Annotated in this window: 5 protein-coding genes; 4 read left to right on the top strand and 1 reads right to left on the bottom strand. The window is 68.1% G+C overall.

All coding sequences use genetic code 11. From position 1 onward, the window contains the following. Positions 1–723: hypothetical protein (locus tag LI92_RS20330; RefSeq protein WP_046322081.1), on the bottom strand; the 723-nt coding region annotated here is incomplete at its 3' end. A 216-nt stretch (positions 724–939) separates the two neighbouring features. Here LI92_RS20330 and ctaC point away from each other — a divergent pair. From ctaC to LI92_RS20310, 4 genes are all read left to right on the top strand, one after another. Next, positions 940–1998 carry an aa3-type cytochrome oxidase subunit II gene (ctaC, locus tag LI92_RS20325; RefSeq protein WP_286135206.1) on the top strand — a complete coding sequence of 353 codons (1059 nt, stop codon included), beginning with the start codon at positions 940–942 and terminating at the stop codon, positions 1996–1998. Between the two features lie 10 nt (positions 1999–2008). Further along, positions 2009–2428 carry a cytochrome c oxidase subunit 4 gene (locus tag LI92_RS20320; RefSeq protein ID WP_046322076.1) on the top strand — a complete coding sequence of 140 codons (420 nt, stop codon included), beginning with the start codon at positions 2009–2011 and terminating at the stop codon, positions 2426–2428. Positions 2429–2569: 141 nt separating this feature from the next. After that, entirely contained in the window at positions 2570–3475 is a 906-nt protein-coding gene (locus LI92_RS20315; RefSeq protein ID WP_046322074.1) for an MmpS family transport accessory protein, read from the top strand. Continuing rightward, positions 3472–3781, top strand: a 310-nt coding sequence (locus tag LI92_RS20310) for a DUF2561 family protein (protein ID WP_046322072.1), incomplete at its 3' end; no start/stop codon positions are given. The genes LI92_RS20315 and LI92_RS20310, both read left to right, overlap by 4 nt.

Below are 3781 nucleotides of genomic sequence, written 5' to 3'. Positions count from 1 at the left end.
GGTCTGCGGCGCGTCGCCGGGCCGAATACGGGCGTAGCAGCCCGACTCCAGCCGCCGGATCCCGCGATGCAGCGTCTCGGGCTCGGGCACGTACTGCAGCACCGTGTAGTGCTGGACGGCGCGGGTGTCGATGCCTGAAGCGCCAGCGTCGAATCCGACCACCTCGGCCAGGTCCAGCAGGCACTTCTTCTCGCTGCCGACCACCGTGCCGCCCGGCCCGGACGCCATGAACAGCGGTTTGATCCCGAACGGGTCGCGGGCGCAGAACAGCTCGCCGGCCACGGTGTCCCACACCGCGAAGGCGAACATGCCGCGCAGGCGGGTCAGCACACCCGTGCCCCAGTAGTGGTACCCCGCGACGATCGCCTCGCCGTCGCCGTCGGTCGCGAACACCGCGCCGTGCTCGGCGGCCAGCTCGTCGCGCAGCTCCAGGTAGTTGTAGATCTCGCCGTTGAACACCAGCTCGTAGCGCTCGGGTGCCTCCGGCGGGCCCCACCGCATGGGCTGGTGGGAATGGGCGATGTCGATGAACGACAGCCGGTTGAAGCCGAACACCACGCGATCGCCGGCCCAGATGCCGCCCGGCTCGTCGGGTCCGCGGTGGCGCATCAGGTGGGTCGCACGCGCCACCGCGCCGGCGACTGTCTCTATCTCCGCGGCCGACCGCGGACGCGCGGTGTCGGTGCCAGCCGGGGCACACACGAAGGCCAGCAGACCACACATGGGGTCCCAGTATGCCGCACCGGAATCGGCCGCCGGCTGCGTAGGCCTGCGCGGGGCCGCCGCAGATCCGGGGGAGGCGGCGGCGCCGGTCAACACACCGGAGCGGCCAACCGGCAGGTACGTCGAGACTCGGCGATCCGGGTGGTCTACGCTGCGTAGTATTCGACTGCTCCGCCGAGTCAGTCGGCCCGTTCTGTGACTCGAGGAGGCACCAAGGTGACACGTCGCGGGCAGGGCGTTGCGCATCGCCGTCTGCGTCGACCGCTGGCTGCGGCCGGCGTGCTCGGACTGCTGGCGGTAACGCTCAGCGGATGCAGCGTCGACTGGACCGACATCGTCGGCTTCGGCTGGCCGAAGGGCATCACCCCCCAGGCCGAAGCCAACTACAAGCTGTGGATCGGCATGGTCATCGCTTCGGTGGTGATCGGTGGGCTCGTGTGGGGAATGATCTTCTGGTCGATGATCTTCCACCGCAAGAAGGCGACCGACACCGAGTTGCCGCGCCAGTTCGGCTACAACATGCCGCTGGAGCTGGGGCTGACCGTCCTGCCGTTCCTGGCCGTTGCGGTGATCTTCTACTTCACCGTGGTGGTGCAGGAGGAGATGCTGCATCACGAGCCGGACCCCGAGGTGGTCGTCGACGTCACCGCCTTCCAGTGGAACTGGAAGTTCGGTTACCAGAAGGTGGATTTCCACGACCACACGCTCACCTACGACGGCGCCGACCCGGCCCGCAAGGAAGCCATGACGTCCAAGCCCGAGGGCGTCGACCACCACGGCGAGGAACTGGTGGGACCGGTGCGCGGTCTCAACGTCGAGGACCGGACCTACCTGAACTTCGACAAGGTCGAGACGGTGGGCACCACCAACGAGGTCCCGGTTCTGGTGCTGCCGAGCGGCAAACGCATCGAGTTCGTGCTGAACTCGGCCGACGTCATCCACTCGTTCTGGGTGCCGGAGTTCCTGTTCAAGCGTGACGTCATCGCCTGGCCCGAGCGCAACAACCAGGTGAACACCTTCCAGGTCTCCGAGATCACCAAGGAAGGCGCGTTCGTCGGCCACTGTGCCGAGATGTGCGGCACCTACCACGCGATGATGAACTTCGAGGTCCGGGTGGTCTCGCCCAACGACTTCAAGGCCTATCTGGATCAGCGCATCGCCGGGAAGACCAACGCCGAGGCGCTGGAGGCGATCAACCAGGACCCCCTGGCGACATCGACCTTCCCGTTCGACAGCCGTCGTGGCCTGCTAGCCCCCCAAGCCAGCAACAAGTAGGGACAACCTCATGCGCATCGAATCCAGGCTGTTCGAGTTCGTCGCCACCTTCTTCCTGGTGGTCGGGGTGATCTATGCGGTGCTGACCGCGAAGTTCGCCACCGGTGGCGTGGAGTGGGCCGGTACCACCGCGTTGTTCCTGACCGGCATGATGGCCATGATCGTGGCCACCTTCTTCCGGTTCGTGGCGCGTCGACTCGACACCCGTCCCGAGGACTACGAAGCGGCCGAGATCAGTGACGGCGCCGGCGAACTGGGCTTCTTCAGCCCGCACAGCTGGTGGCCGATTCTGGTCGCACTGTCCGGGTCGGTGGTCGCCGTCGGAATCGCCCTGTGGCTGCCGTGGCTGATCGCCGCCGGCGTGGTGTTCGTGCTCTCGAGCGTGGCCGGGCTGGTCTTCGAGTACTACATCGGTCCCGAAAAGCACTGACCACACACCTGCGTCTCGGCCGCCGTGTCGACCCGTTTGGGTAGGGTTGCCGATGCACAATGACCAACGGTGGTTGATGTAGACCGCGACCGGCCACGGCATGGCGCCGTGGCCGCGGCGGTGTGAAGAGGATAGGCGGGAATGAGCGGGCCGAATCCCCCAGCGGCGGGCTCTGGAGAAGAGGGCTCCGGCAGCGGTCAGCCGGCCTCGGCCGGCGCACCCGAGGCGGGCCCCGGCGGAGACATCCAGCCCCTTGACGACCTCGCGGCGACACCCACGGCACCGGCACCGGACAGCACGGCCTACTCGCAGGCCTACTCGGCTCCCGAATCCGAGCAGTTCCTGAGCGGTCCCTACGTACCGGTGGACCCGCGGCTCTACGATTACGACACCTACGACGTCCCCGACGAACCGGATCCGGACGCCAAGACCCCGCGTTGGCCATGGGTGGTCGGTGTCACCGTGATCATCGCCGCGATCTCGCTGGTCGTGTCGGTGGCCCTGCTGTTCGCCCGCACCGAGACCCAGGATCTGGCGACGCCGGCCACGACGACGAGCACCGCCCCGGTGCCGCCGGTACAGGACGAGATCACCCGAACCACTCCCAGCAGCACCGTGCCGCCGCCGCCCCCGCCGAGCAGCGAGGAGCCGCCGCCGCCCCCGCCGAGCAGCGAGGAGCCGCCGCCGCCCCCGCCGCCTCCGGCGCCGAGCGAGGAGCCGACGTCGGAGCCACCGGCCACGACGCAGGAGACCACCACGACCACGCCGCCCAAGCCGCTGCAGGTGACGTATTCGGTGACGGGCACCAAGGCCCCGTTCGACCAGATCACCATCACCTACGTCGATGCCTCCGGGCAGCGTCGCACCCAGCGCAACGCCTACATTCCGTGGTCGCTGACGCTGACTCCCATTTCCCAGTCGGAGATCGGGGCCGTGGAGGCCACCAGCATGCTGCGGCTGAGCAAGCTGAACTGCTCGATCACCAGCAGTGACGGTAGGGTGTTGTTCTCCAACAGCAACGATGCACCGGCGACGAGCTGCGGATGAGCGGCGGAACCATGACAGATCGATTCCTTGGACCGGGACGCTCCCCGGAAGTCACAGACCGCGTCCTGCTGGGCGCCTGCGCGGCGATCTGGCTGACGCTGCTGGGCATGAGCGTGGCGGCCACGGTGGCCCTGGTGGATCTCGGTCGGGGCTTTCACCAGCCCGCGAACAGCTCGCACGGACTGCTTTACGTCGTGATCGGCGTGTCGGCGCTGGTGATACTGGCCGCCGTCCCGATGCTGCTGCGGGCCCGTCAGCCCGAGGCGCCGCGGCCTGCCGGCTTTCCGCCCCAGGCGCCGTCCAAGC

The organism is Mycobacterium sp. UM_Kg1 (genome assembly GCF_000972925.1).
Taxonomy (GTDB): domain Bacteria; phylum Actinomycetota; class Actinomycetes; order Mycobacteriales; family Mycobacteriaceae; genus Mycobacterium; species Mycobacterium hiberniae.
The sequence above is the reverse complement of the archived record's forward strand: the minus strand, read 5'-3'. Positions and strand labels throughout refer to the sequence as shown.